We start from the raw sequence: 3,974 nt of genomic DNA on the forward strand, positions 1-3,974 counted from the left end.
CTCCAGGATGTGGGGAAGGTAGCCGGGCTCGGAGCGCGTCCCCCGGTGGGGCGTGGGGGCCTGGTCCGGGGCGTCCGTCTCCGCCATCAGCCGCTCCAGGGGGATTGCCCGGAGCGCGTCCAGCGGCTTGCGGGCCTCCGCCCAGGTGACGGGGCCCGCGAAGGAGAAGTGGCAGCCCTTCTGCAAGTAGAAGCGCGCCAGCTCCACGCCGCCGCTGTAGCTGTGCAGGAGCAGGCCCGCTTCCGGTAGCGGCTCTTGCTTGAGCAGCTCGATGAGGGCCGGGTGCAGCCGGTGGCAGTGCATCAGCACGGGCAGGCCGTGCTTGCGCGCCAGCGCGAGGTGCCGCTTCAGCACCCTCACCTGCCGCTCCAGCGGCGCGCCCGGCAGGCTGGGGCCGTCCAACCCGCACTCGCCCACGGCCGCCGCGCCGCCCTTCGCGAGCAACGCGTCCAGGTGCTCGAGCACGGCGTCGTCCTCTTCGGGCGGCATGTCAGGGAGGAGCTGCGGGTGGATGCCCAGGCCCACCTGAAGGCGGGCATCCTGTCGGGACAGCTCCCGCAGGGGCTCCCAGTCACGCGGACCCACGCCAGGAATGACGATGCCGTGAAGCCCCGCGGCCCAGGCGCGCGCGAGGACATCATTCCTATCCTCATCAAAGCGCGCCGCATCCAGGTGGCAGTGGGTGTCTATCATTGAGCAGGGCACTCCTCGTGGCCGTTCAGTCAGGAACACGCTGCGCGCTCCTGCACCGCAGGGTAGGCACGCCCGGAAAGCCTGACGGTATACGCGCCCTCTGTTCTTCGGAGGGTTTCCATGACCATGCGTGTCGTTTTCAGCGCGCTGTGTGGCGCGCTGCTGGTGCTGTCGACGGGGTGCGGTGACGAGTGTGTCGATGCTTTCGACTGCCGGCGCGACAACGGGCCACCCCCGGAGGGGCAGGAGTGGACGTGCCGCTCTGGCGACTGCGAGCTGCGCGATGTCCAGCCGCCGCCCGAGGAGGACGCGGGGACCGAAGAGGACGCGGGCACCGAGGAAGACGCGGGGACCGAAGAGGACGCGGGCACCCAGGAGGATGCCGGCACGGACGCGGGCACGGGCGGCGACGGCGGCGTGGTCGTCATCGGCACCGGGGCCAAGGATGAGGCTTGCACCTCGTCCGCCGACTGCGCCGCGGGCCTGCGCTGTGAGGGCGCGGCCGAGGCCATGACGTGCCAGTCGCTGCACGTGGCCTTCACGGCCATGGATGACACCGACGCCATGGCGGCGGTGGTGACGCGCTTCGACGAGCCGGAGCCCACCCGGCTGTCGGACGCCGCGGTGAACAGCCGCTACCCGCGCTGGAACCCGGCCGGCAACCGGATCGCCTTCGTCCAGGGCGCCACCGAGACGGGCACCTCGACGGGGAACCTGGCCGGTGAGCTGGTGGCGCGCGACGTGCCGCTGGTGGCGGACCCGCCCGCGGTGCTCGCCAACGGCACCACGGGCAGCACCGAGGGCTTCCTCTACCTGGAGTGGGAGCCGGGTGACTCGCTCCTGTACGTGCGCCGCGCGGGCGACAGCATCTCCGGCATCTCCCGCGTCCCGGCCGAGGGCGGCACGGTGGAGGAGGCCACGGCCGCGGGCACCTTCCCGGACTGGCGCAACGGCGACACGTTCGCGTTCAGCACCGCCACCGTCGGCCTCTCCACGGCCACCGTGGGCGGCGCGCCCACGCCGCTGGCCATCGCGGGCGCCACGGCGGAGCAGCCGCACTACAACCGCGTCAATGACCAGCTCCTGTTCCTCCGTCCGGATGACACGCGGCCGGTGGGGCTGAACGCCGCGCTCTACATCGTCCCGGTGGGCGGCGCCGCCGTGCAGACGATTGCCGAGTTCAGCACGGCGGCCGTCGAGGGTGGCTCGGTGGATTCCTACATCGCCAACCCCACCTGGGCGCCGGACGGCAGCTGGGTGGCGTACGTGCGCGCCTACTTCTTCAACCCCACCACGGGTGAGCCGGTGCTCTGCGGCGGCGCCGCCTCGCCCTGCGCCGGCGACCCGGGCAACATCGTCTTCCTGCGCCGCATCAACACGGCGGACGGCGCCCCGGTGGGGGATGAGGTCAGCTTCGCCGAGGGCGCCACGCTCCCGTCGTTCTCTCCGGATGCCCACCACGTGGCCTACATCCAGGGGGGGCAGCTCTACGTCCAGCAGATTGACCCGGTGGCGGGCGCCAAGGTGGGTGACCCCATCATCCACCCGGTGGGCGACTACACCCTCCAGACGTCGCGCGGCGATGACCACCGCCCGCGCTGGCAGCCCCGGTAGCCCCGGGCCGCTGACGGCGTGAAGTCCCAGGCCCGCGTCTCCCCAAGGGGACGCGGGCCTTCGTCGTTTCCGGCCTGGCGCGCGGTTCCTTGTCTCGGCGCGGGATGCGGCATAGGGAGGGGCGCGCTGGCCCGCTCCTGGGCCCGTCCACCGGAGGACCCGCATGAGGCGCATTCTTGTTCCTGGCTTCCTGCTCTTCACCGCCTGCGCCACCGTGCCGCCTCACCGCCTGGACGTGGGCAGTGGTGGCACCGTGGCCGAGGAGCCACAGGCGCTGGCCGCACCTGTGCGCCTGGAGACACGCTCCGGCAGCTTCCTGGTGCACCCGAACAACGCCGAAGACTTCGAGAAGCTGCTCGCGGGGGCGCCCACGCGGCAGCGCTACACCGCCGGCATCCTGCTGGCGGGAGACTGACGTCCACGCCGGCGCGCGGACAGCCGCACGCGCCACGCTGACGGGGACAGGGGCGGAGGGCTCAGCCCTCTACGACGATGCGGCGCCCCAGCGCCCGGGTCATCTGCGGCGAGGTGAGCTGGGCCAGCACATCCACCAGCTCCCCACCGGAGGTCTCGAAGGCCGCCGCGATGACCTCGCCCACCGTCAGGTGGACCTTGTCCGCCGCCGCCCGGGCCCGCTGGGCCGTTCGCCGGAGCGCGGGCATCACCCGCCGGCCCTGCCTGGGAACCGCGCCACTTCTACGAGTCGTCCGCTTGCCCATGGGTTCCTCCCACCGCACCGTGCTACGCGGGTGAGTACACCGTGGGTCTGACACATGCAGTTGAGGTGCCAACCGCCTGACTACCTGTCCGGTGGGACAATGCCCCTCATTTCCCAGGTAGAAAGCGGGGTTAAGCAGACAGCCAGCTCGCTGGGTTCACGGTGCTGCCCGGGTATGAATCGTTTCATCGAGCGTTTTCGTTCACTCCGAGCGCAATCTCGACGTTTCGTTCAACGGCCTTGTTTCGTCACGTGGCTTACAATTCTTGGCACCCAGGTCCAATCTGACCTCGATGTCAGAGTCGAGCCTTCCCGCAGAAGTCTGCCTTTCCGGGCGGAAAGCCTGAATCTCCTGACACGAATGTCGCGGCCTCGTGGGCGGCGCGGGCAGTGCGGTATACGCCGGGGGCCATGCCTCAGACTCTCTGCCCGAACTGCGGCCACAGCCCCATTCCGCGCGGTGCCAGCGCGTGCCCCTCATGCGGGGAGCCGTTCGACCACCTCCAGTCCCACAAGAAGGTCGGCCGGATGCGGCTGGACCGGCCCCTGGTGGAGGCGGACGACGACGCCACGGTGTTCGGCGGGGACCTCGTCACCAGCGCGGTGTCCGCCCATCCGGGCCCGGCGGCGGGGGTGCTGCTGGCGAGCGCCGCGGCCTGGTTCGTCCGCGCCGCCGGCCTGTTGGGCTCGCTGGAGGACCCCGCGTGGACGTACGGCCTGGTGTGCCTGGACGCGGTGCTCGCGCTGGTGCTGGTGCTCAACCGCGGCCCCGCGAAGGGGGTGGCGCAGGTGGGCCTGGTGCTGCAACTGCTGGCTACGGGCTGGCTGGCGCGCGAGGCCCCCCTCGCTCCGGTCCACGTGGCCTACTTCATCCTCGGGGTCCTCGCGCTGGTGATGGTGGTGGGCGAGCCGGGGCCCATGCGGCGCTATCTGGGGCTGGGCTTGGGGG

The 3,974-nt window shown here is 71.4% G+C and carries 5 protein-coding genes; 3 read left to right on the top strand and 2 right to left on the bottom strand.

Features of this window, described 5'->3' with window-relative positions; genetic code table 11:
• Positions 1-693 (bottom strand): TatD family hydrolase (locus tag G4D87_RS34610; RefSeq protein ID WP_163786941.1); only part of this gene is annotated, 693 nt, incomplete at its 3' end.
• A gap of 120 nt (positions 694-813) precedes the next feature.
• Between G4D87_RS34610 and G4D87_RS34615 the strand changes: the two genes are divergently transcribed.
• Both G4D87_RS34615 and G4D87_RS34620 read left to right on the top strand, forming a co-directional pair.
• On the top strand, positions 814-2,307 hold the full coding sequence (locus tag G4D87_RS34615; protein ID WP_163786942.1) for a TolB family protein: 1,494 nt from the start codon (positions 814-816) through the stop codon (positions 2,305-2,307).
• A 163-nt stretch (positions 2,308-2,470) separates the two neighbouring features.
• Positions 2,471-2,722 carry a hypothetical protein gene (locus tag G4D87_RS34620; protein WP_163786943.1) on the top strand — a complete coding sequence of 84 codons (252 nt, stop codon included), beginning with the start codon at positions 2,471-2,473 and terminating at the stop codon, positions 2,720-2,722.
• A 61-nt stretch (positions 2,723-2,783) separates the two neighbouring features.
• Here the strand turns inward: G4D87_RS34620 and G4D87_RS34625 are convergent, their stop codons facing one another.
• On the bottom strand, positions 2,784-3,026 hold the full coding sequence (locus G4D87_RS34625; RefSeq protein WP_240358844.1) for a hypothetical protein: 243 nt from the start codon (positions 3,024-3,026) through the stop codon (positions 2,784-2,786).
• Positions 3,027-3,436: 410 nt separating this feature from the next.
• Between G4D87_RS34625 and G4D87_RS34630 the strand changes: the two genes are divergently transcribed.
• The coding region (locus G4D87_RS34630; protein ID WP_371928648.1) for a zinc ribbon domain-containing protein at positions 3,437-3,974 on the top strand (538 nt) is incomplete at its 3' end.

Origin of the sequence: Myxococcus vastator, assembly GCF_010894475.1 — a bacterium.
Classification (GTDB): Bacteria; Myxococcota; Myxococcia; order Myxococcales; family Myxococcaceae; genus Myxococcus; species Myxococcus vastator.